A 21,625-nucleotide genomic window follows, 5' to 3' on the forward strand; every position below is an offset into this window, starting at 1 on the left:
TGGCGGCCGACGCCGGGGTGCGGCAGTTCGTCGACGTGGGCACGGGCATTCCGACCTCGCCGAACCTGCACGAGATCGCCCAGCGGGTCGCCCCGGACGCGCGGATCGTCTACGTCGACAACGACCCGATCGTGCTCGTCCACGCGCGGGCCCTGCTGACCGGAACGCCGCAGGGCCGGACCNCCTACGTCGACGCGGACCTGCGCCGCCCCGACGAGATGATCGCCGTGCCGGAGTTCGCCGCCACCCTCGACCCGGCGCGGCCGATCGCGCTGTCGCTCATCGCGATCCTGCACTTCTTCCCCGACGCCGACCGGCCCGCGGACATCGTCGCCCGGCTGTGCGAGCGGCTGCCCGCCGGCAGTTTCCTCGTCGTCAGCCACGGCACGGCCGAGCTCGCGCCGCAGGCCGCGGCGCGGGTCGTCGAGGTCTACAACAGCCGCGGCATCCCGTTCCAGACCCGCGACCGCGCCGAGCTCACCGCCCTGCTGCCCGCCGGGTGGGAGCTGGTCGAGCCCGGCGTCGAGGTGCTGCACCGCTGGCGCCCCGAGCCCGGCAGCGACCCCGATCTCATCTCCGACGCCGACATCAGCGCCTACGCCCTGATCGCCCGCAAGCGGTAGCGCGCTCCCAGAGTCGTCCCCGCCCGCGCGGGGGTCTTCCCGAGCTGCGCCGGGCGCGGCCACCCCGGGCCTGAGTCGTCCCTGCTGCCGCAGGGGTCCTTCTTGGTGGCTTGAAGAGTCAGGGCTCGGTGTCCTGTGCGGCGATCACCGCGCCCGCCTGCGCCGCCTCGCTCGGCTGGTCGGGCAGGCGCCGGCCGTCGCCGGCGAGCAGGTCGCGGATCTCGGTGAGCAGGCGCGTCTCGTCGCTGATCGCCGGCTCCGCCTCGGGCACGGGATGGCCGCGCCTGCGCAGTTCGTTCGCCTTCGCCAGTGGCAGGACGACCACGAAGTAGACGACCGAGGCAACGAGCAGGAAGGCCACCACGGCGTTGAGGAACAGGCCGTAGCGGAACACGCTGTGGTTGATCGTGAACGACAGCCGGGCGAAGTCCGGCTTGCCGCCCACCGCGGCGATCAGCGGCGTGAGCAGGTCGTCGACCATCGCCTTGACCACCGCGGTGAACGCGGTACCGATGATCACGGCGACGGCCAGGTCGACGATGTTCCNGCGCATGAGGAACTGCTTGAAGCCCCCGAGACCCGGCCGGATCAGCCGCACGGACGGCTCGACCATTTCCCGACTCCGACCGATGATCTTCTTGAAGCCGAACACGCCATCTCCTCGCCAGCTCCGCACGGACCCGTCGGGCGGGCCGCCCGCGGTGGGCGGGCGGCGGCCCGGGAGGGCGCCCGACCCGCGTCCGTTATCACCCGGCGAAGGCGGATCCAATCCCGCTGGTCGGCCGGCGGTGCCACCGCCGGGGAACCCCGAGGAGCCGGCGGGTCAGCGTTCCTTGGCGGCGCGGAAGCCCCGGTCCAGGTCGGCGAGGATGTCCTCGACGCCCTCGATGCCCACCGACAGCCGGACGAGTTCCTCACTCACCCCGCTGTCGACCTGCTCGTCGGGGGTGAGCTGGGCGTGCGTCGTGGACGCCGGGTGGATCGCCAGCGAGCGGACGTCGCCGACGTTGGCGAGATGGCTGTGCAGTTCCAGGCCCTCGATAAAGGCCCGCCCGGCCGCCGCGCCGCCGCGGATCCCGAACGCCAGCACCGCCCCGGCCCCGCGGGGCAGGTAGCGCTGGGCCGCCGGGTACCAGCGGCTGTCCGCCAGGCCCGGGTACGCCACCCAGGTGACCTCGGGACGCTCGGCGAGCCAGGCGGCCACCCGGGCCGCGTTGGCGCTGTGGCGCTCCATCCGCAGCGACAGCGTCTCCAGCCCCTGCAGCAGCAGGAACGCGTTCACGGGGGACAGCGCCGGGCCCAGGTCGCGCAGCAGCCGGGCGCGGGCCCGCACGATGAAGGCGGTCTCGGCGAACGCCTCGTGGAAGACCAGGCCGTGGTAGGCGGGGTCGGGGGTGGTGAAGCGGGGGTGGCGCCCGGCCGTCCAGTCGAACCGCCCGCCGTCGACGATGATCCCGCCGATCGTCGTCCCGTGCCCGCCGATGAACTTGGTCGCCGAGTGCAGCACGATGTCGGCGCCGTGTTCGAGGGGACGGTTCAGGTACGGCGAGGCGAGCGTGTTGTCGACGATCAGCGGCACCCCGGCGGCGTGCCCGACCTCGGCGACGCCGGCGATGTCCAGGACGTTCCCCCGCGGGTTGCCGATCGTCTCGCCGTACAGCGCGACGGTGTTCGGGCGGATCGCGGCCCGCCAGGCATCGAGGTCGTCNGGGTCGTCGACGAACGTCGTGGTGATGCCGAGCTCGGCCAGCGTGTGCTTGAACAGCGCGTACGNCCCCCCGTACAGCGACGTCGACGACACCAGGTGGCTGCCAGCGCCGGCCAGGTTGAGCACCGCCAGGGTCTGCGCCGCCTGGCCGCTCGCGGTCGCCAGCGCCGCGACCCCGCCCTCCAGGTCCGCGATCCGCTGCTCCAGGGCGTCCTGGGTGGGATTGACGACCCGGGTGTAGGTGAAGCCGACCTCGGCGAGGGAGAACAGGTCGGCCGCGTGCCGGGTGTCGTCGAACACGAACGACGTGGTCTGGTAGATCGGCACCGCGCGGGCGCCGGTCGCCGCGTCGGGTGCCGCCCCGGCGTGGATCTGCCGGGTCTCGAAGCTCCAGCCGGTCGGGGAGGTAGTCACGCGGAGATTCCTCTCGTGTGGATCAGTGGGTGCCGGGACCGGTGGGCTGCGTGGCGGTGGGCTGCTCGACGGGGGACTGAGCGGCGGGGGACTGAGCGGCGGTCGGGTGCTCGACGTCCGCGTAGTGGCGGCGGGCCACCTCCGGATGGCTGCGCAGCCAGCTCTTCAGCGTGTTCACGCCGTGCTGCGCGAAGATCGGGTTGTGCGGGTCGGGTGGGGGAGCGTCGCCGATCTCGCGCAGGAGCTCCTCGGGCAGGGGGACGGGTTCGAGGGTGGCGGACAGCCGCGGGCCGAAGAAGAACGCCACGGACAGCCGTTCGTGGCCCGGCGGTGGGCTGACGACCCGGTGCACGGTGGCACGGTAGTAGCCACGGGTCGCCAGCTCGAACATCTCGCCGATGTTGACGACGAAGGTCCCGGGCCGCGGGACCGCGTCGATCCAGCCGCCGGAGCCGTCGGCGACCTGCAGCCCCGCGGCCGGCTCGACCGCGTCCCCCGGTCGGTCGGCGTCCCCTGGCCGGTCGGCAACGCCGTCCCGGTGCTCGTCACCCGTACTGCCGTCTGCGCTCCCACCGCCGCCGCTGCTGTCGCTGCCGCCGTTGCTCCCGCCGTCGCCTCCTTCGCGCAGCGCCCGGACGTCGTCCTGGAGGACGAAGGTGAGGAAGCCGCCGTCCTTGTGGGAGCCGACGCCCTGGTCGTAGCCGGCGGGGTGGGCCGGGGGAGCGGTCAGGTAGCGGATCAGCTTCAGGTGCGAGCGGGGTTCGTCGGCGAAGGTCCGGTCGAGATGGTCGGCCGGCAGCCCCAGCGACTCGGCGAAGGCCCGGACCAGCAGCCGGGACAGCCCGCCGAGCTCGTTCATGTAGGCCAGCACGCTCGCGCGCAGCTCGGGGATCTGGGCCGGCCACTGGTTGGGGCCGTCGAGCCGCAGGTACGCCGGGTCGTCGGGGCCGAGGACCTGGGCCGGGCGTTCGTCGGAGATGTCTATCTGCTCGCGAATGTCGGGATTGCCGCGGGTGATCTCGTGGCCGAGTCGGGTGTAGCCGCGAAAATGCGGCGAATGAACGTTCNCGATCTCCAGCTTCGCCGCCTCGTCGAGGTGGAAGAAACGGCGGCTGACGTCGAGCACGGCGGCGGTCCGCGCGGCGGGGATCCCGTGCCCGGTCAGGTAGAAGAAGCCGGGTCCGTGGCAGGCCACGCGCAGGTCGGCGAGAAACCGCGCGCGATCGGCGGTGCCGGCCAGGAACGGGCCGATGTCGAGAGTGGGCAAGGTACGGGCGCTGGTCACGGTGGGTTCGCCTCCGGCGCGTCGGTGTCGGGGTGAAAAGCGGCGCGGGCGTCTGGGACGGCGCTGGCATCTGGGGACGGCGCTGGCATCTGGGGACGGCGCGGGCGTCGGGGGACGGCGCGGGCAGTCGAAGGATGGCGCGGGCGGTCTCGGGACGGCGCGGGCAGTCAGGGACAGAGCCGGCTGGCCACCAGCATGAGATCGACCGGGCGACGCCGGGTGAGCCGAATGCGCGAAGCCACCCTGCCACTGTGCCAGGCGGCGGCGCGGTCCGTGCGGCGTCCGCGCCGACCACGTCCCAGGCGTTCCGGGGCGTTCTGCGCGCCTCTGGACCGATTGCCGCGCCTCTGGTTACAGTCAGGCCGTGGGAACTGGGCAGCCGCCACGGCTGGCGATTCTGGACGCGTTCTGGAGTTCCCGTCGCGCGCACCACTTCGACCAGATCTGTTGTTGATCAACGCCTGACGGCGAGCCTGCCCGGGTCGGCCGGCTGCCGTCCACCGGCTCGGTGCCCCGACNCCGTCCACCTCGCTGTGCGCGTGCCCGCCGCGTCGACGGACTTACCGCTGACGGACGAGGTGCCGCAGGCGAGTTCCCCGCGCATTCTCGGCGCGGCCGTTTCCGGCCCGCCGCCTGCATCCTTCCGGTCGCCGGGCGCTGACTTCCGCGCGTCCGTCGGCATCATTGCTGCCTCGCAAAGGGCGCTTCATGAGAATCAGAACTTTCGCCGCTGCCGTCGCCGTGACCGGCCTGGCGCTGGCGGCCTGCGGGTCGGACGGTGGGGGCGACGCGGACGGCGCATCGGCGTCGAGCGGCGCGTCGGCGTCGACCGGCGGGCGCGCCAATCCCGACGCCACCGTCACCATCGGCGCCGTCCTCGAACCGACGAGCCTCGACATCACCCGGACCAGCGGGGTCGCGCCCGGCCAGATCCTGCTCGGCAACGTGTACGAGGGGCTGGTGAAACGGGACCAGAAGGGGGTGGTGAGCCCGGCGCTCGCGACGTCCTACAAGATTTCCCCGGACGGTCGCACGTACACGTTCACCCTCGCGGACAACGCCGCCTTCCAGGACGGCGCCGCGGTGCGCGCCGCGGACGTGGTGTCGTCGCTGACCAAGGTGATCGCCCCGAACTCGACGAACCCGCACGCCAGCGACCTGGCCTCCATCTCCGCGGTCGCNAGCCCCGACCCGCACACGGTGGTGCTGACGCTGAAGGAGCGCGACAGCGGACTGCTGTTCAACCTGACCGGACCGGCCGGCGTCGTCGTGCGCGAGGGCGCCACCGGCCTCGACGGTCATCCGGACGGCACCGGGCCGTTCCGCTTCGACTCCTGGCGGCGCGGCGACAGCATCACCCTCGTGCGCAACGACGCCTACCGCGGGCCGAAGGCGAAGGTCGCCCGGGTGGTCTTCCGCTACCTCACCGCCCCGAACGCGCAGAACAACGCGGTGCGCACCGGCCAGGTCGACGTCGGCGTGATCTCCGACAACGATCTGGTCGAGGCCTACCGCGGCAACCCGAAGTTCCTCATCGCCGAGGGCACGACCACCGACAAGTTCACCCTGGCGTTCAACCAGGACCGCGGGCCGCTGGNCGACGCCCGGGTCCGGCACGCGATCCGCCAGGGCATCGACAAGGACGGGTTGATCAAGGTGCTCGGCGCCGGGACCCGGATCGGCTCACCCGTGCCGCCGTTGGACCCCTGGTACGAGGACCTCACGAGCATCGACCGGTACGACCCGGCGAGCGCGCGCCGGTTGCTCGCGCAGGCGGGGCACGGCGGCGGGCTGCGCCTCGGCCTCACCATCCCGAACATCTACCCGCAGAGCATCGGCGACTACGTCGCCTCGCAGCTACGCGAGATCGGCGTCACCGTCGACCTGCGCCGCGTCGAGTTCCCCGCGTGGCTCACCGGGGTCTACACCAAGCACGACTACGACCTGAGCATCGTCGACCACGCCGAGGCGCGCGACCTCGCCTTCTACGTCAAGCCCGGCTACTACTTCGGCGACCGCTCCCCGCAGGCCAGCGATCTCGCGAAGGCCGGTGCCACCGCCGCCTCCGACGCCGACCGCGACACGGCCCTGCGCGCCCTCGCCCGCCGCTACTCCGAGGACGCCATCGCCGACTGGCTGCTGCTCGGCAAGGCGCGGCAGGTCGCCCGGGTCGGCGTCACCGGCTACCCGACCGACAACGTCTCCGCGACCTACGACCTGTCGAAGATCGAGGTGGCGAAGTCTTGACACGCCCGGTCGGTGGCCGTGGTTGCTGGGGTGGCCGTGGTTGCCGGAGTGGCTGGGGCAGCCGGAGTGGCTGGGGCAGCCGGAGTGGCCGGAGCGGGGCGGCGGTCCGATGGCGGTGATCGTCCTGCGGCGGCTGGGCCTGCTGGTGGTTTCCCTGTTCGTCGCCAGCCTGCTGGTGTTCGCGCTGCTGCGGCTGTTGCCCGGCGACGCCGCCGACGTGCTGGCCGGGACGTCCGCCTCGCCCGACCAGGTGCTGCGGATCCGCCACGAGATCGGCGCCGACCGGTCGCTGCCCGCCCAGTACCTGCACTGGATAGGCGGCGTNCTGACGGGGGACTTCGGCGTCTCGGCGCTCAGTGGCGCCTCGGTGTCGGCGGAGCTCTCCGAGAAGCTGAGGGTGACCGCCCCGCTCGTCGGGGGCGCCACCCTGCTGGCGCTCGCGGTCGCCGTGCCGCTGGGCATCCTCGCCGCGGCGCGCCACCGGCGGGCGTCCGGGGTCGCCCTGTCGGCGCTGAGCCAGCTCGGCCTCGCGGTTCCGGCCTTCTGGATCGGGCTGATGCTGGTCACGGTGTTCGCGGTCGACTGGCGGCTGCTGCCCGCCGGCGGGTTCCCCGCGGACGGCTGGGCCGATCCGGTCGCGGCCGTGCGCGCCCTCGTGCTGCCGGCGGTCACCCTGGCGGTGGTGGAAGCCGCGGTGCTGCTGCGTTTCGTCCGCTCAGCGACCCTGGAGGTGCTGCACGCCGACTTCATCCGGACCGCCCGGTCGAAGGGCCTGACCCGCGGGCAGGCCCTGCGTCGCCACGGGATCCGCAACGCGGCCCTGCCGGTGGTGTCGATGCTCGGCCTGGAGTTCGCGACGTTGCTGCTCGGCGCCGTGGTGGTCGAGAACGTGTTCGCGCTGCCCGGGCTCGGCGAGATGCTCGTCGCCGACATCGGCAACCGTGACCTGGTCAAGGTCCAGGGCACGGTGCTGCTGGTGACCGCGGCCGTGCTCGTCGTCGGCTTCGGCGTCGACCTCGCGCACCGGCTGCTCGATCCGCGGCTGCGCGGCGCCCGGTGACCGGCTCGGTGGGGGCGCTGGTTCGCGGCGTGTGGGGCAGCCGGTCCGGCCGCCTCGGCGCGGTCCTGTCCGGGCTCGTCGTCGTCGCGGCCGTCGTGTCGCTGGTCTGGACGCCCTACGACCCGTCCCGGGTGGACCCGGCGGCGTCCTGGGCGCCGGTCGGGACCGCGCACTGGTTCGGCGCCGACCGGCTCGGCCGGGACCTGTTCAGCCAGGTCCTCGTCGGCGCGCGCACCACCCTGGTCGTCGCCGTGGCGGCCACGGCGATCGCCGCAGCCGTCGGGGTGGGGCTCGCGCTGCTGGCGACCCTGCCGCCGCGCCTGGTCGCCGAGGGGGTCGCGCACCTCGTCGACGTGCTGCTGGCGTTCCCGGTGCTGCTGCTCGCCATGGTGCTCGCGGCCGTGTACGGCGGCTCGCGCTGGACCGCGATCGTCGCCATCGGCGTCGGGGCGGGCATCGGGCTGGGCCGGGTCACCCGTGGCGAGGTCCGCCGGGTGCTGGGCGCCGACTACGTGCTCGCCGCGCGGGCCGCCGGCGCCGGCACCGGTCGGATCGTGCGCCGGCACGTGCTGCCGAACATCGCACCGACGGTGTGGGTCCAGCTCTCGCTCATCCTCGGCCTGTCCGTGCTGACCGAGGCGGCACTGTCCTACCTGGGTTTCGGTACCCCGCCGCCCACCCCGTCCTGGGGACGGATGCTCTCCGAGCTCCAGCCGTACCTCACCCTGCGCCCGCTGACGCTGCTGTGGCCCGGCCTCGCGGTCGTGCTGACGGTCCTCGGCTTCAACCTGCTCGGGGACGGCCTGCGCGAGGCCGGCGACCCGCGGCTGCGCGAGCGCCCGGCCGGGGGCTCCGACGGCGCCCCGCGCACAGCGGCCGCCGCCACGACCCCGGCGTCCACGACCCCGGCGCCGCCAGCCCCGGCGCCCATGGCCGCGGTGGCGCCCACGGCCGGTTCCGCCCCGCGAACGCGACTGCGGTGGGTCCGTGGGGAGGGCCGGGCATGACGACCGACGCGGCGGTGCTGGAGGTGACCGACCTGCGGGTGCGTCTCGGCGGCGTCGACGTGGTGGACGGCGTCAGCTTCGCCCTGGCCGCGGGCGAACGGCTGGGGCTCATCGGCGAGTCCGGGTCGGGCAAGTCGCTGACCGCGCTCGCCGTGCTCGGCCTGCTGCCGGCGGGGGCGCGCGTCACCGGCAGCGTCCGCCTGCAGGGCCGCGAGCTGCTCGGCGGCTCGGACCGGGAACTGTCCCGGCTGCGCGGCCGCGACCTCGCGATGATCTTCCAGGAGCCGTCGACCGCGTTGAACCCGCTGATGCGGGTCGGCCGCCAGATCTCCGAACCGCTGCGGCTGCACCGCGGGTACTCCCGCCAGGCGGCGGCGCGGGCCGCGGTGGAACTCGCCACGGCGGTCGGGCTGCCGGACCCGCAGCGNCTCGTCCGGTCCTATCCGCACGAGCTCTCCGGCGGTCAGCGCCAGCGGGTCTGCATCGCCGCGGCGCTGGCGTGCCGGCCGGCGCTGCTCCTCGCGGACGAGCCGACGACGGCGCTCGATGTCACCGTCCAGGCCGAGATCCTTGCCCTGCTCGGCCGGCTCGTCGCCGAGGCCGGCACCGCCCTGCTGTTCATCACGCACGACCTCGCGGTGGTCGCAGCCGTCACCCGCCGACTCGCCGTGCTGCGCCGTGGCCGGGTCGTGGAGACCGGCGCGACCGACGACGTGCTGCGGGCCCCCGCGGACCCGCACACCCGCGCGCTGCTGGCGGCGGCGCGGCTGACCCAGTGGAATCTCCCCGCCGCCGGATCCGCGGCGGCGAGGACGAGCCCGTGACCGCGGTGAGGGAGCAAGCCGACGGCGGCGCGACCGGCGCCGAGCCGTTGTTCGAGGCCACGGGGCTCGTGCGGAGCTACCGCCTGGCGCGGACCTCGCCGTTCGGCCCGCCCGGCGTCCGCCACGCCGTGCGCGACGTGACCCTGCGTCTCGCCGACGGGGCGGCGCTCGGCATCGTCGGCGAGTCCGGGTCGGGCAAGTCGACCCTCGTCCGCCTGCTCCTGGGACTGGACCGCCCCGACGCCGGCACCGTCCGCTACCGGGGCCGGCCGGTCGTCGCCGGGCGTCCCCGCGCGCTGCGCTGGTTCCGCCGCGAGGTCCAGGTCGTGTTCCAGGATCCGGCCGCCTCGCTCGACCCGCGGATGACCGTCGGCGCGGCCGTCGCGGAACCGCTGGCCTGCCTCGGCGTTCCCGGCGACCACGACGAGCGGGTCGACGAGGTGCTGCGGGCCGTCGACCTCGATCCCGACGTCCGCGGGCGCTACCCGCACGAGTTCTCCGGCGGTCAGCGCCAGCGCATCGCCATCGCCCGGGCGCTGGCGCCCCGGCCGCGGGTGCTCGTCGGCGACGAGCCGGTCAGCGCCCTGGACGTCTCCGTCCGTGCCCAGATCCTCGACCTGCTCGGCCAGCTCGCCGAACGGCACCGCCTCGGCCTCGTGCTCGTCTCCCACGATCTCGGCGTGGTCGCCCGGCTCTGCGACCAGATCGCCGTCATGCGCGGCGGCACGCTGGTCGAGCAGGGTGCGACCGCCGACGTGCTGTCCCGGCCGGCCCATCCGTACGCGAGGGCGTTGCTCGCGGCCGTGCCACGACTGCCGCCGCCCTGACCGGCGCATGCTGGTGGACCCGACCGTCGACGAGACGGGAGCCGAACCCGCCGAGGTTCGCCGCAGTCCGATGAGGTACGACCAGGGAGGACGCGATGCCCGCACCCGGCGGCCCCGGCCCGTTCAGGCTGGGCTTCCTCACCCATGTGCATGGCCGCGGACGGCCGGCCGGCGCCGTCTACCGCGACCTGGTGGAACTGTTCGTCGCCGGGGAGGAGCTGGGGTTCGACGGCGGCTGGCTCGCCCAGCACCACTTCTCCCCCGACTACGGCCGGCTGCCGTCGCCGCTGCTGCTGCTTGCCGCGGCCGCCCAGGCGACCCGGCGCATCGACCTGGGCACCGCCGTCGTGGTCCTGCCGCTGGAGGACCCCATCCGCCTCGCCGAGGACGCCGCCGTCCTCGACGCGCTCAGCGGCGGTCGCCTGCAGCTCGGGCTCGGCACCGGTGGGCCGAGCGCGCCCGCCTTCGGCGCCTTCGACCGGGACGTCGCCCGCCGCCGGGAGCTGTTCGACGAGGCGCGCGGCCGGCTGCGGGAGCTGCTCGCCGGCGAGTCGATCGCGGGGACCGACGGGCTGCGGCTGCACCCGCCGGCGCCGACCCTCACCAGCCGCTTCTGGGACTCGACGACGAGCGTCGACGGGGCGCGGGCGGCGGCGCGGGCCGGCGACGGGCTGCTGCTCGGCATCGGCCCGGCGGGCTCCGCGCAGCGACCTCTTGCCGACGTCTACCTCGCCGCCCACCACGCCGCCGGCCGGGCGCCCGCGGGCGCGCGCCTCGCCGTCTCGCACGGGGTGTTCCCGGGGCCGGACCGGCTGGCCGCCCGGGTGGACCTGGCTCCCGACATCGCCCGGTTCCGCCCCTGGCTGGGGAACTTCGGGTTCCCCGCCGACCTCGACGACGGCGCCGCGCTCGACGCGATGAACGTCCACCACGGCCCGGTCGGCGTGGTGATCCACAGCCTCGCGACCAACCCGGTCGGCCCCGCCGCCGTGTCGTACTTCATCGCCGCGGTGCAGGGCGAGACCGGCGCGGCGGCCGACCTCGACGCGACCCTGCGCCGCATGGAGCTCATCGCCACCGAGATCGCCCCGGCGCTGGGCTGGCGGCCCGCCGCCGGACCCGTGCCCGACCCGCCGACTGCCGCCGACCCGCCGACTGCCGCCGACCCGCCGACTGCCGCCGACCCGCCGACTCCCGCCGGCCTGGGGACTCCCGCCGGCCTGGGGACTCCCGCCGAACTTGAGGCTCGCGCCGCACTGGAGAGGAACCGATGACCACCACCCCCGACGGGCGTCCGCGGCGGATGCTGACGCTCGGCGCCGTGCTGCAGGGCGCCGGCGGTCACATCGCCGGCTGGCGCCATCCGCTGTCCCCGCCCGACGGCGAACTCGACCTCGCCCATCACATCCGGGTCGCCCAGACGCTGGAACGCGGCACCTTCGACGCGCTGTTCATCGCCGACGTCGTCGCGATCTCGGGGACGGACCTGGACGCGCTGCACCGCACCGCCCGGTCGGTCCGGTTCGAGCCCCTGACCCTGCTGGCCGCGCTGTCGACGGTGACCGAGCGGATCGGCTTGGTCGGCACGGCCAGCACGACCTACAACGAGCCGTTCCACGTCGCCCGCAAGTTCGCCTCGCTCGACCATCTCAGCGCCGGGCGCGCCGGCTGGAACGCGGTGACCTCGGTGCTGCCGCAGGAGGCCGCGAACTTCGGNCGTGACGCCCACCTCGAACACGGGCTGCGCTACCGGCGTGCCGAGGAGTTCGTCGAGGTCGTCCGCGAGCTGTGGGACAGCTTCGACGACGGCGCCGTGCGGCGTGACATCGCCGCGGGTCGCTACTACGACCCCACCGGCCTGCGCACCCCGCACCACCGCGGCGAACACTTCGCCGTGCGCGGGCCGCTGAGCATCTCCCGGCCCCCGCAGGGCCACCCGGTCATCTTCCAGGCCGGTTCGTCGGAGGCGGGCAAGGACTTCGCCGCCCGCTACGGCGAGGTGGTGTTCACCGGGCAGGGCACCCTGGCCGGTGCCCAGCGGTTCTACGCCGACGTGAAGGCNCGGGCCGCGGCGCACGGGCGCAACCCGGACCATCTGCTGGTCTGGCCGATCCTCGCGCCGATCGTCGGCGACACCGAGGCCGCCGCCCGCGCGCGGCGCGACGAGCTGCTGGAGCTCATCCACGACGACGTCGCCCGTCGCCTCGTCCAGGACACCGTCGGCGACGTCGACCTCTCGGGCTATCCGCTGGACGGACCGTTGCCCGAGGTCGGTGAGACGAACCGCAGCCGCAGCCGCTCCGAACAGATGCTCGACCTCGCCCGCCGCGAGAACCTGACGATCCGCGGGCTCGCCCGGCGATCCTCCGGCGGCGGCATGATCACCGGCACGCCGGAGACGATCGCCGACCACGTCGAGGAATGGTTCACCGGGCGTGGGGCGGACGGCTTCAACGTCGGCTTCCCCTACCTGCCCGGCGCCGCCGAGGACTTCGTCGACCAGGTCGTGCCGGAACTGCGCCGCCGCGGACTGTTCCGCGAGTCCTACACCGAGACCACGTTGCGCGGGCATCTCGGCCTGCCGCGCCCGGTCGCCATCGCGCGGCGGGACGACCTCACCCACCCGAGCGAGCCTCTCGCGGACGAACCGAGCAGGGCAGGATCCCGATGACGTCCACGCAGCCTCGCCGCGGCGNTCAGGTCCATCTCAACGCCTTCCTCAAGCCGCCGGGGGAGTTCCTCGCCGCCTGGCGGCACCCCCACGCCGTCGCCGACGCCGGGGTGAACATCCGGCACGTGATCGAGCTGGCCCGCACCGCCGAGCGGGGGACGTTTGATGCGATCTTCCTCGCTGACCTGGTCGGCGTGCCCCTGACCAGCCAGGAGGTGCTCTCCCGCGTCTCGGTCGTCAACGACTCCTTCGAGCCGACGACCCTGCTCGCCGCGCTCGCCACCGCGACCACCCGCATCGGGCTCGTCGCGACGGCGTCGACGACCTACAACGAGCCTTACCACCTGGCCCGGATCTTCGCCTCGCTGGACCACCTGTCCGGTGGGCGGGCCGGCTGGAATCTCGTCACCTCCCTCAACGACGCGGAGGCGCGCAACTTCGGGCTGGACAGCCACGTCGAGCACGAGCTGCGCTACGCGCGGGCCGCCGAGTTCCACGACGTGGTGACCGGGCTGTGGGACAGCTTCGACGACGACGCCTTCCGCCACGACCAGGCCAGCGGGGTCTACTTCGACGCCGACAAGGTCCACTGGCTCAACCACGCCGGGACGCACTTCCGGGTCAGCGGGCCGCTGAACATCGCGCGGCCGCCGCAGGGCCGCCCGGTCGTCGTCCAGGCCGGCGCGTCCGAGACGGGCCGTGACCTCGCGGCCCGGGTCGGCGAGGTGATCTTCACCGCGCATCCGACCCTGCCGGCGGCGCAGGCGTACTACGCCGACATCAAGGCGCGGGCTGCGACCGCCGGACGCGACCCCGACCACGTGATCGTGCTGCCCGCGCTGTCCACGATCGTGGGGCGGACCCAGGCCGAGGCGGAAGACAAGATCGCCGCGTTGCGCTCGTTGCTCGACCCGCGGGTGGCGCTCGCCGACCTCACCTACCGGCTCGGCGGGTTCGACCTCACCCGTTTTCCCCTGGACGGACCGCTGCCCGAGCTGCCGCCGTCCAACCAGAGTCTCAGCGGCCAGCGGCAGATTCTCGACCAGGCTCGGGCGGACAACCTGACCATCCGCCAGCTCGCGGACCAGATCGCCCGGGACGACCGGACCCTCGTCGGCACGCCGACGACCGTGGCCGACCACATCCAGGAGTGGTTCGAGCAGCGCGCCGCCGACGGCTTCAACGTGATCTTCCCGTATCTGCCGGACGCGTTGAACGACTTCGTGGACCTGGTCATCCCCGAGCTGCGCCGCCGCGGCCTGTTCCGCACCGCCTACACCGGCCGCACGCTGCGCGAACACCTCGGCCTCCCGCGCCCACCCAGCCGCTACGCCTCCCGCTCCGGCGCGCCGACCTGACCCCATCAACGCCTCCCGGCCGGCCCGTGCTCGCNGATCCAGTCCGGGTCTGCTGCCAGCACATTCGCCCCATGGCAGCGAACGAGCATGGCCCCGGGACCGATTAAGATAGCGAGGATTGCAAGGAGGTGCGTCGTGCCGCTCTACACCCCACTCACTCTCGACGATCTCTCAAAAATACTGAAACCATACGACTGCGAGCCCATATCGCACGCCCACCTGTCGGCAGGAGTGGAGAACACAAATTATCGTGTCAGGACACGCGGCAGGCTCCAGGATGGTGTCCTGACGGTCCTGGAGAACAGAGATCTCTCCTCGGCTGAGGCATATGCCGGGCTACTTGCCCGCCTCCATGCGAGCGGTATTCCGATGCCACGTATTTGGAGAAGGCGTGACGGCGGCCATGTTTCGGTGCACCGTGGAAAGCCCGTCATCGTGTCGGATCATATATCTGGCCACTGCCATGATGTACTTCCATCGGAATTCCTTCCTGTGGCCGGAAGGGCACTGGCCAGCGTTCACGCACACTCGAGCACGGACTTTCTTCCGGATCCGGTCGTGAGGCTTGGAGAGTCCGATCTCCAGCACATCGATTCGTTTAGCGATTCGACCTTCTCGTCCTGGCTACTTGAGTGGCACGACAAGGTTTGCTACGTCACTGAGGACGATAGCTTGCCGCGAGGTCTGACTCACGGCGACCTGTTTGCGGACAACATGATTGTCACTCCTCGGCGCGATGTCGTGATCCTGGATTGGGAAAACGGTGCAAATGACTATCATGTTCTTGATCTAGGTATGGCGGTTCTTGGTCTGACTGGAGTCGGTGCGATATTCGATGCGAATCGAGCCCGACTCCTTCTTGAGGGCTATCAGTCGAAGCGTGTCGTCCGGCTATCGCCTGATCGTCTTCTTGAATCCATCATCTATGCCGCTGTCTTCACTGCATATCACCGATACCTCAAACATGAGATCGCGGACCGTGCCAGCGGAAAGCAAGGGTATTATCGCGAAATACCGACATTCGTCGACTCGCTCATCGCGCGTTGGAGTGCTGTCTTCTGACGCGGTTGGACTCACAATCGAGGGCCGTCTGAAGCGGGATCCTCAACTATGCTGACGCCGGCAGGCCTTCTTCTACTGAGCCCACGAATTTGATCATCTCGAGGTAGCTTTCGCTCTTGCTCGGATCCGGGAATCGAATGTTGTGGCGAACGTAGCGGTGGTAGGCGATGATTACGGCCGCGTTGATAACTTCTATTGGGAGAAAAATGAGGTCCGCCTCGTCGAGTGCTCTGATCTCCCGGTAGCCGGCGACAAGTGCGTCCATGCGCACCGGAGACAGGAGGCCACCCTCTTGNCCAAGCCCGACAATNGTCATCCCGAGATCGAGCAGAGGATCGTCGAGAGAGATGGTCNCCCAGTCCAAGACGGAGATCTGACCGTCGCCGGACACGACGAGGTTGTCTGCGAAGAGATCTCCATGCACGAGCTTCTTCGCGGGTTCGCGATTTGCTTCCGCGCGACGGACCCGCTCCAGCTGTGCGGAGAGCCAGAAGCCGAATTCCTTGTCGGCGAAGTGAGGAATGGCGGACTCGTGCGTGACCGAGAGCCTACGGGTCCCAGGTGGAATGTCCCTCAGTTCCGGTACATGAAATGCTAGCTGATGGATCTGAGCGAGGATCCGCCCGGCGGCGGGAAGGAGCGACAACGGGAGAGGATCTTGCACCTCGCCGGCTATCCAATACTTCAGGATGGCGGGTCGGCCTTCGAGTATGGTGACCAGATCGCCATTGACGGTGGGAACAACCTCCGTGGTTGGAACGCCCAGCTCGAATACGGCTTGGGTGTGTGCTGCAAGTCGTTTGGCACTAGAGATGTCATGGTTGTCAAGGATGGTCAGGACAAACTCACCGCTGCTGGCTGAGAGGTGGAAGCTGGAGTTCGCCGCACCCNCCGGCAAAGAAGCCAGCCGGGGCTCGTCGAGTGCGTACCGCGTTGAGACCGTCGCCAGATCGACCTGATCTACCGTTGTATAACTTGCCATACGGAATCAATCCCCTCGTCGCCCTGCGACTTCCAGTCGTCGATCGTCGACGATGGCGCTCCAACGGGCACGGACCAGTTGGGACNCGTCCAGCCACTGGGCCAGAGGTAGATCGGAAGGCGGCTCGTCACCCGTCATCAGATAGGTCAGCTCCGCGAGATAGGCGAATTCTGCACCCAGGATACAGGCATGTAGTCGTGGTCTCGCGTCGGCCAACAAGGTCGGCGAGTTGAGCACCACGGCATGTAGACACGCCGCGAATCGGATGTAGGCAACAGAGGATGTCAGGCCCGCCTCGCGGGCCGTCTCTGCAAGCTCCTCGGCACGCTCCGGCAGGTCCGCAGCGACGCCCGCGTCACGCAGGAGCTCCGCGGCCCGCGTTTGAATCTCGGCCCATCGAAGCGAGACCCCGGCCAAGAGAGCATCGGCGCGCGCGATCTGCTCGGTAGCCCGGGACCTGTCCTGGAGCCCGGCCGCGAAGGCCAGACAGGCCTGCGAAAGGGCCGCCTCACCCGGCTGTGCGTTGGCAATCGCTTCGTCGCGGCTCGCGGCGTACGACGCGCAAGCGAGAGTAACGTTTCCCTGGGTCCACCAGAGGTCGCCGAGTGTGCGGTCTCGCCGGCCTTCCGGTCCGAGCCTCTCGGCTCCGGCCAGCACCTCAGGAAAGCGTCCGAGTCGGCGAGCAAGATGCACAAGCCCGCGAGCCGCGGTGGGAGCAAGACGGCCACCGGAGTCGACTACCTCCTGCATGCCGTCCAGGGACTGCTGCACATTTCCAAGATCGCGTTCACATTCCGCAAGAAAATAGCGCGGCAGTTCCAGGAGAGAAGGNGGCAACTGGCCGGAGGCCAAGACGTCCCGAAGCCGATCAGCAGTCTGGCCGCGGTGCCGATGTTGCCGCTGGGCGATGGTGGTCAAGGCGGCAGCAAGGGCATCCACGGCGTTGCTCATATCCCCCTCGACGCTGTTTCGTGTCCCCGGGGCGGGTGGGAGATCGATCGGTTCCCAAATGTAGTCCTGGACGTAGCGGAATGCGGCGTCTTCCAGCCAGCCGAGTGGCAGGCCGTAGGACCGGGCCAACGCCATACCCTGCCGCAGCGCCGCCACCAGCTGGCTGCGATTTGCGGTGGACTCGCCGCCGTACGCCTCGAATGCTCGGATAGCGGCGCGCCGCCAGTCTGCTGGGCTCCAGCGGTCCTCGCTAACCGAGTCGGCCTCGCGTACCGCCTCGCGGATCAGATCGTGCAGTCGGTAAGGCCACAGGGTCTCCCGGTCTTCGTCGATGAACGGTCGCTCGATCAGTTCCAGGACTGGAGCGTCCTGATCCAGTCCCGCTGTGGCGGCGGCGAGCTCCACAGAGAAGGAGTCAAGCAGGCTTACCGCCCGCAAGGCTCGTCGGACATCCGGCGTGAGGTCGCGGAACGTGCGGGCGGCAAGAGCGGGAAAGTCCAGATTGAACTCCTGTGGCGTTGGAATTCGACCGTGCCTTCTATAGAGGTCAAGAAAGCGCATGACCGCGAGGTCGAGATACAGCGGCAAGCCATGGGAGTTCGCGGTGATCAGCGCTCTCGTTGCTTCGTTGATCAAAGGTTGTTCGTTCACGGTGAGGCGCTCGGAAAGATAAGTGTCGCAGTCCTCGGTCGACAGATACCCGACGATATGCTGGCGCGGTTCGTCGGTCGCGCCGCCGGCTAGCAGAGGCCAGAAATCGCNCCCCGCCCAATCCAGCTGGCCTTCGAGCTTGCTCTCGGCCCACTCGAGCCTATTGCGACCCGTCACGATGAAGAGCGTGTTCGGCATCAGCCATACCATGCGTTGGATCAGTCGTTCGAGGTCGCGGTGTACGCGATCTCCTACGTCTTCGAAGGTATCCAGCAGTACGACAAGCGCCACATTTTTCTTTGGAGGAAGTTGACTAAGATCCCAGGCCAGCAAGTGGGAGTAGTAGCTGAGTGCCTCCACATTCGGCTCGGCTTCGAGGAGATCTGCCAGCCTTTGGCAGTTTGCCAGTGCACGCAGTTGATGTCGGTGTTCTCGTAGCCCTCGGATGACCGAAAGCAGCCCTTGACCGGCCAGCGCACCGACGGTTCCCGGAAAGGCGACAGCCTGTGCCACGTCGGCCAAGGCCGACTGCATTTGATCGGAAAGCGATTTCGCGCCAGGGAACCGATTGAACCACGTCCGGAGACGAAGGTACTCCTCGAGAGGTTCGCCCGGGTGGTTTCGACTCCAGTAGCGTTGGAAGGCGAGGTCGAATGCCGGCATCGGCCGTCCAATTTCTGCGACGGCCAGCCGAAGGGCCAAGACCAGTGATTCGAAGTCGCTACCTACGCCTCTGGACAGGTCGATGCGGACTGGGATAACCGTGCCCACGTCCTGTTCCAGTGGCGGCCACTCGGGCCTCGCGGAATCGCCCGTAGCCAGATGATCGGCCAGGCCGCGCGATAGCATGGATTTACCGATCCCACCGACCCCGTAGAAGACGAGGACGTTCCGCCGGGGACTTTCCAGATCCTCCACGTCGAAGGAGGAGTCTCGGATCCNCTGCGTGTGGCGGATGAGACTTGTCGCTACCGTCGCCCACTCGTCCTGCCGATCGGCGAAGAAGTCGACCGCCTTCAGTTCGCGATCATTAGAGCGGAAGAGTGCACGCAGGTCTGATTGCGACACGGGGGGCCAACCTTTACGTAGACGACCCAGTGCACCTATTGCATCACGCTGCGTGCGAGTGCGTCAAGAGTAGGTCTATCATTCCGGCTTCTGCTGCAGGCGGTCCGGCGAGCTCCGTCTGTCCCAACCCGACCAACTACGCCATGGAGGCGAGGGCAACCCGGCTTGGGCGCCCCTGGGCCTGATCGCTCATGTGGTGCTCGACTCGGCGGGCGCAGGACGGCGCTTCGCGGTCGTCAGGGGAGCTGTCTGCTCATGAACCAATGCCAGTGAATTAGGCGACGCGCGGNAGCGTGACGGTGGGTGGCCCGGTGTGACGGGTGGTGATGTGGATGTCGCGTTTGACGAGGTAGCTGTTGTGGCGGGCTCGTTTGATGACGCGGGGGCAGGTGCGGTGGCGGATGGGGTTCTTCCGACGGCGAATGTCACGGTGGACCCGTGTGAGGGTCTTCTTCTGGTCGTCAGGGGGAAAAATCCGCCGGCCCGGTGATGTGGCGGCGGATGACGCGGAGTGCGCGGGTGAAGGAGAGCCGATCGGGGTCTATATCGACTTCTTCGGCCGCGTCGGCCATGACTTTTCGGATGACGTGGTGGGTGAGGAGCATGGCCCAGACTTCCTGGCGGACCATTTCCGGGGTTTTTGAGCGAAGCACACGTCCGTTTCCACGCTGACTGATCTTAAGTTCCCCGATGCTGATTTCCTCCTGCCAGCGCTCGCTGTAGGCGGCGGCGAGCAGTGGAGCGGGGGTGTCGGCGGGGTCGAGCACCGTGGTGATCAGGCAGATCGTTTCTGTTCCGTCGCCGTCGCCGCGGTCGGTGATTTCGTATTCCACGACGCGGACAGTCATCGCCTCGGCCGAGTCGAGTTCGACGCCGTGCCGGGCGTTCTCCACGAGGTTACGTCGACGGCCGGCGGACAGGCCACCGGCGAGGACGACGGAGCGGTAGGAGCCGTCGGCGAAGCTCTCCAGCACAGGCAGGGTGAGATTCGCCTTGACACGCCACATGAGGTCGGCGCCGGTCTCCGCGGCGGCGCGCCACAGGTCGTATCCGTAAAAATTTCGGTCGGCGATGACGAGCATGCCGGGTTCCAACCGGCCCAGGATCTGGCGGGCCAGCGTGGTCTCACCCGTTCGGCATCCACCCAGCGCGGNGGCGAGAAACGCACGGGTGCCGCACTCGACGAGCCCAAGCACCTGAACTTTCGGGTAGGCGCTGGCCTTCGGCCCGTCCTGGAGCTTCTCGAACTCCTCGCGGTTGGCGGCAGTATCGGGGACGTCCAGGCTGAACCCGTCGATCACCATCAACCGCCGACCCGTCAGGAACCCCCCTTTCAGCCCGGGATGCCCGATCGGTTCCGCTGCCCGTTCGAACAACACCCGGAGCGGCTCCTCCCCGAGCCGTTTCCGCGCGTGCGTGATACCGCTCCCGGTCGGGACCTCCCAGTCCCGCCACCAGCCGAACACCTTCAGACCCGCGACAAGCTTCTCCATCACCTCCTCGTAGTCGTCATCGAAGAACAGCCACATCGCCAGCGTGAAATACACCATCACCCGCGCGGGCAGCTTCCGGGACCGTTTCTCAACCCGACCCGTCGCGACCAGAACATCGTCCACCAGATCATGGTGGACGAAACCCGTGAGCACCCCGAGCGAAATATGATCCGTCAACCGGCCGCCTGGCCCGGCGTTCCCGTTCTCAAGTACCACGACCTAATTCTACCGTGACCGGAAAAGGCACTCCGACGCCAACACCGCACCTGCAAGATCAATATCCAAAGTGGATCTTGCTGATGCTGTTCTTAATTCACTGGCATTGGCTCATGAACAGAGCTCGTTCACCAGCCGATTCGGTGCCTTCATAGAGGAGGATGTCGAGGCCGCAGAAAGTGAATCCCATACGGAGATAGGCGCGGATCGCAGGGGCGTTGATGTTGGTGACTTCGAGCCAGACATGGNCCGCCCCGCACTCCCGAGCGAAGTCGAATGCATAGTTCATCAGTGTTCGGCCGACCCCTTGCCGGCGATAGCCAGGGGACACCTCGATGTCGCCGATGGTGAGGCGCGAGTTCCAGGGTTCGAAGGAGGTCGCGACGAACCCGCACAGTTCTTCTCCGGAGCAGGCGACGACCGTCCGGGCCAGCGCGGGATCGTCGCCCTCCTGAACTTCGTCGGAGTCCTCCGCGGGAAATAACTTGTGGATCGGGGGGGTCGCCGGTTTCTCGCAGATCGAAAATCCCTCGCCGGTCGCCGTCACCTCGAATATGGAGTTCGAGGTGAAAGATCCGTCGATGGCGGCGATGATCTCACGGTCCTCGGGGCCGGCCAGGCGGTAAAGTAGGGAATCAGCTCTGCCGATTTTCTCCGCACTTTCCGCGGCTGTGATCCTTTCCCCATCATACGACCTGATCACATGATTGTCGCAGACCGATCGCCGGTCTGCGCACTGTTCGGCGACAATCGGTTGCCTCCTCGTGTTCGTGGTCGGCCAGTTGATGTTATGTCAGAGCAATGGTTGAGACCTGTGGATCGGCTGGGGAGGGCGTACCTTCCCGGTGATCGAGGTTGAGGTCTCAGTCAGGCCGACGTTGACGCGTCGGTCGGGAAGGCACGCCCGTGCTCACGGTAGTACCCGAGGAGAACACGCCCNCCGATGGTCCGGCGGNNAGCCCGTCGCTGATCGATGAGATCGTCCGGGAGGGTGCCCGGCGGATGCTCGCCGCCGCCCTGGAAGCCGAGGTCGACGCCTACATCGCCGAGCTCGCCGACCAGCGTGACGCCCGTGGCCGTCGGCTGGTGGTCCGTAACGGTCACGCGCAGCCGCGGCAGGTGATGACCGCCGCCGGCGCGGTCGAGGTCACCGCACCGCGGGTCAACGACCGCCGGGT

General features: G+C 69.9%; 12 protein-coding genes and 19 pseudogenes. 18 read left to right on the plus strand and 13 right to left on the minus strand.

Features of this window, described 5'->3' with window-relative positions:
• Both FF86_RS57080 and FF86_RS57085 read left to right on the plus strand, forming a co-directional pair.
• Positions 1-182: pseudogene (locus FF86_RS57080) on the plus strand (SAM-dependent methyltransferase); the annotation flags it as partial.
• Between the two features lies 1 nt (position 183).
• Positions 184-623: pseudogene (locus tag FF86_RS57085) on the plus strand (SAM-dependent methyltransferase); the annotation flags it as partial.
• Positions 624-741: 118 nt separating this feature from the next.
• On the opposite strand, the gene mscL reads toward FF86_RS57085, so the two are convergent.
• From mscL to FF86_RS57105, 7 genes and pseudogenes are all read right to left on the minus strand, one after another.
• On the minus strand, positions 742-1,169 hold a 428-nt coding region (gene mscL, locus FF86_RS24660), incomplete at its 5' end, for a large conductance mechanosensitive channel protein MscL (protein WP_242419482.1).
• A 1-nt stretch (position 1,170) separates the two neighbouring features.
• Positions 1,171-1,254: pseudogene (locus FF86_RS57090) on the minus strand (large conductance mechanosensitive channel protein MscL); the annotation flags it as partial.
• A gap of 192 nt (positions 1,255-1,446) precedes the next feature.
• The coding region (locus FF86_RS24665) for an O-acetylhomoserine aminocarboxypropyltransferase/cysteine synthase family protein (protein WP_242419483.1) at positions 1,447-2,331 on the minus strand (885 nt) is incomplete at its 5' end.
• 1 nt (position 2,332) lies between these two features.
• Positions 2,333-2,396: pseudogene (locus FF86_RS57095) on the minus strand (hypothetical protein); the annotation flags it as partial.
• Between the two features lies 1 nt (position 2,397).
• A pseudogene (locus FF86_RS57100) lies at positions 2,398-2,745 on the minus strand (PLP-dependent transferase); the annotation flags it as partial.
• Between the two features lie 22 nt (positions 2,746-2,767).
• Positions 2,768-3,812 (minus strand): isopenicillin N synthase family oxygenase (locus tag FF86_RS32490; RefSeq protein ID WP_242419485.1); only part of this gene is annotated, 1,045 nt, incomplete at its 5' end.
• A 1-nt stretch (position 3,813) separates the two neighbouring features.
• Positions 3,814-4,030, minus strand: a pseudogene (locus FF86_RS57105) (2-oxoglutarate and iron-dependent oxygenase domain-containing protein); the annotation flags it as partial.
• A 708-nt stretch (positions 4,031-4,738) separates the two neighbouring features.
• Here FF86_RS57105 and FF86_RS57110 point away from each other — a divergent pair.
• The 15 genes and pseudogenes from FF86_RS57110 to FF86_RS68200 form a co-directional block, all read left to right on the plus strand.
• The coding region (locus FF86_RS57110; RefSeq protein ID WP_242419487.1) for an ABC transporter substrate-binding protein at positions 4,739-5,211 on the plus strand (473 nt) is incomplete at its 3' end.
• A gap of 1 nt (position 5,212) precedes the next feature.
• Positions 5,213-5,627: pseudogene (locus FF86_RS57115) on the plus strand (ABC transporter substrate-binding protein); the annotation flags it as partial.
• Between the two features lies 1 nt (position 5,628).
• A pseudogene (locus tag FF86_RS57120) lies at positions 5,629-6,277 on the plus strand (ABC transporter substrate-binding protein); the annotation flags it as partial.
• A 109-nt stretch (positions 6,278-6,386) separates the two neighbouring features.
• Positions 6,387-6,601, plus strand: a pseudogene (locus FF86_RS68195) (ABC transporter permease); the annotation flags it as partial.
• A 1-nt stretch (position 6,602) separates the two neighbouring features.
• Positions 6,603-7,337, plus strand: a pseudogene (locus FF86_RS57130) (ABC transporter permease); the annotation flags it as partial.
• Positions 7,334-8,344, plus strand: coding sequence for an ABC transporter permease (locus FF86_RS24685; protein ID WP_063870494.1), 1,011 nt, complete (start codon positions 7,334-7,336; stop codon positions 8,342-8,344). The pseudogene FF86_RS57130 and the gene FF86_RS24685, both read left to right, overlap by 4 nt.
• On the plus strand, positions 8,341-8,771 hold a 431-nt coding region (locus FF86_RS57135; RefSeq protein ID WP_242419488.1), incomplete at its 3' end, for an ATP-binding cassette domain-containing protein. The genes FF86_RS24685 and FF86_RS57135, both read left to right, overlap by 4 nt.
• 1 nt (position 8,772) lies before the next feature.
• Positions 8,773-9,168, plus strand: a pseudogene (locus FF86_RS57140) (ATP-binding cassette domain-containing protein); the annotation flags it as partial.
• Positions 9,165-9,995: an ABC transporter ATP-binding protein gene (locus FF86_RS24695; protein ID WP_242419490.1), complete on the plus strand. Its 831-nt coding sequence runs from the start codon at positions 9,165-9,167 to the stop codon at positions 9,993-9,995. The pseudogene FF86_RS57140 and the gene FF86_RS24695, both read left to right, overlap by 4 nt.
• Positions 9,996-10,090: 95 nt before the next feature.
• Complete coding sequence (locus FF86_RS24700) at positions 10,091-11,269, plus strand: LLM class flavin-dependent oxidoreductase (protein WP_242419491.1); 1,179 nt, start codon at positions 10,091-10,093, stop codon at positions 11,267-11,269.
• The coding region (locus FF86_RS57145; RefSeq protein ID WP_242419492.1) for an LLM class flavin-dependent oxidoreductase at positions 11,266-11,711 on the plus strand (446 nt) is incomplete at its 3' end. The genes FF86_RS24700 and FF86_RS57145, both read left to right, overlap by 4 nt.
• Position 11,712: 1 nt before the next feature.
• A pseudogene (locus FF86_RS57150) lies at positions 11,713-12,056 on the plus strand (LLM class flavin-dependent oxidoreductase); the annotation flags it as partial.
• Position 12,057: 1 nt separating this feature from the next.
• Positions 12,058-12,666: pseudogene (locus FF86_RS57155) on the plus strand (FMN-dependent monooxygenase); the annotation flags it as partial.
• Between the two features lie 25 nt (positions 12,667-12,691).
• A pseudogene (locus FF86_RS24710) lies at positions 12,692-14,024 on the plus strand (LLM class flavin-dependent oxidoreductase); the annotation flags it as partial.
• 87 nt (positions 14,025-14,111) lie between these two features.
• Positions 14,112-15,086 (plus strand): phosphotransferase, encoded by a 975-nt coding sequence (locus tag FF86_RS68200; RefSeq protein ID WP_082122188.1) that lies wholly within the window; start codon positions 14,112-14,114, stop codon positions 15,084-15,086.
• Positions 15,087-15,132: 46 nt separating this feature from the next.
• Here FF86_RS68200 and FF86_RS57160 read toward each other — a convergent pair.
• The 6 genes and pseudogenes from FF86_RS57160 to FF86_RS57180 all read right to left on the minus strand — a co-directional run.
• A partial coding sequence (locus FF86_RS57160) for a hypothetical protein (protein ID WP_242419494.1) occupies positions 15,133-15,381 on the minus strand: 249 nt, incomplete at its 5' end.
• A gap of 59 nt (positions 15,382-15,440) precedes the next feature.
• Positions 15,441-15,976: pseudogene (locus FF86_RS68205) on the minus strand (phosphotransferase); the annotation flags it as partial.
• A 3,223-nt stretch (positions 15,977-19,199) separates the two neighbouring features.
• A partial coding sequence (locus FF86_RS57165; protein ID WP_242419496.1) for an IS4 family transposase occupies positions 19,200-19,891 on the minus strand: 692 nt, incomplete at its 5' end.
• 1 nt (position 19,892) lies between these two features.
• Positions 19,893-20,447: pseudogene (locus FF86_RS57170) on the minus strand (transposase domain-containing protein); the annotation flags it as partial.
• Positions 20,448-20,544: 97 nt separating this feature from the next.
• Positions 20,545-20,695 (minus strand): annotated as a pseudogene (locus FF86_RS57175) (GNAT family N-acetyltransferase); the annotation flags it as partial.
• A 1-nt stretch (position 20,696) separates the two neighbouring features.
• Positions 20,697-21,150 (minus strand): annotated as a pseudogene (locus FF86_RS57180) (GNAT family N-acetyltransferase); the annotation flags it as partial.
• A gap of 254 nt (positions 21,151-21,404) precedes the next feature.
• Here FF86_RS57180 and FF86_RS24735 point away from each other — a divergent pair.
• A pseudogene (locus FF86_RS24735) lies at positions 21,405-21,625 on the plus strand (transposase); the annotation flags it as partial.

It is taken from the genome of Frankia sp. CpI1-P (assembly GCF_001421075.1).
Classification (GTDB): domain Bacteria; phylum Actinomycetota; class Actinomycetes; order Frankiales; family Frankiaceae; genus Frankia; species Frankia torreyi.

Excerpts from the sequence above, each read along its gene's own strand:
- FF86_RS68200 (WP_082122188.1), top strand. The coding sequence starts at position 14,112 with ATGGCCCCGGGACCGATTAAGATAGCGAGGATTGCAAGGAGGTGCGTC.
- FF86_RS24700 (WP_242419491.1), top strand. The coding sequence starts at position 10,091 with ATGCCCGCACCCGGCGGCCCCGGCCCGTTCAGGCTGGGCTTCCTCACC.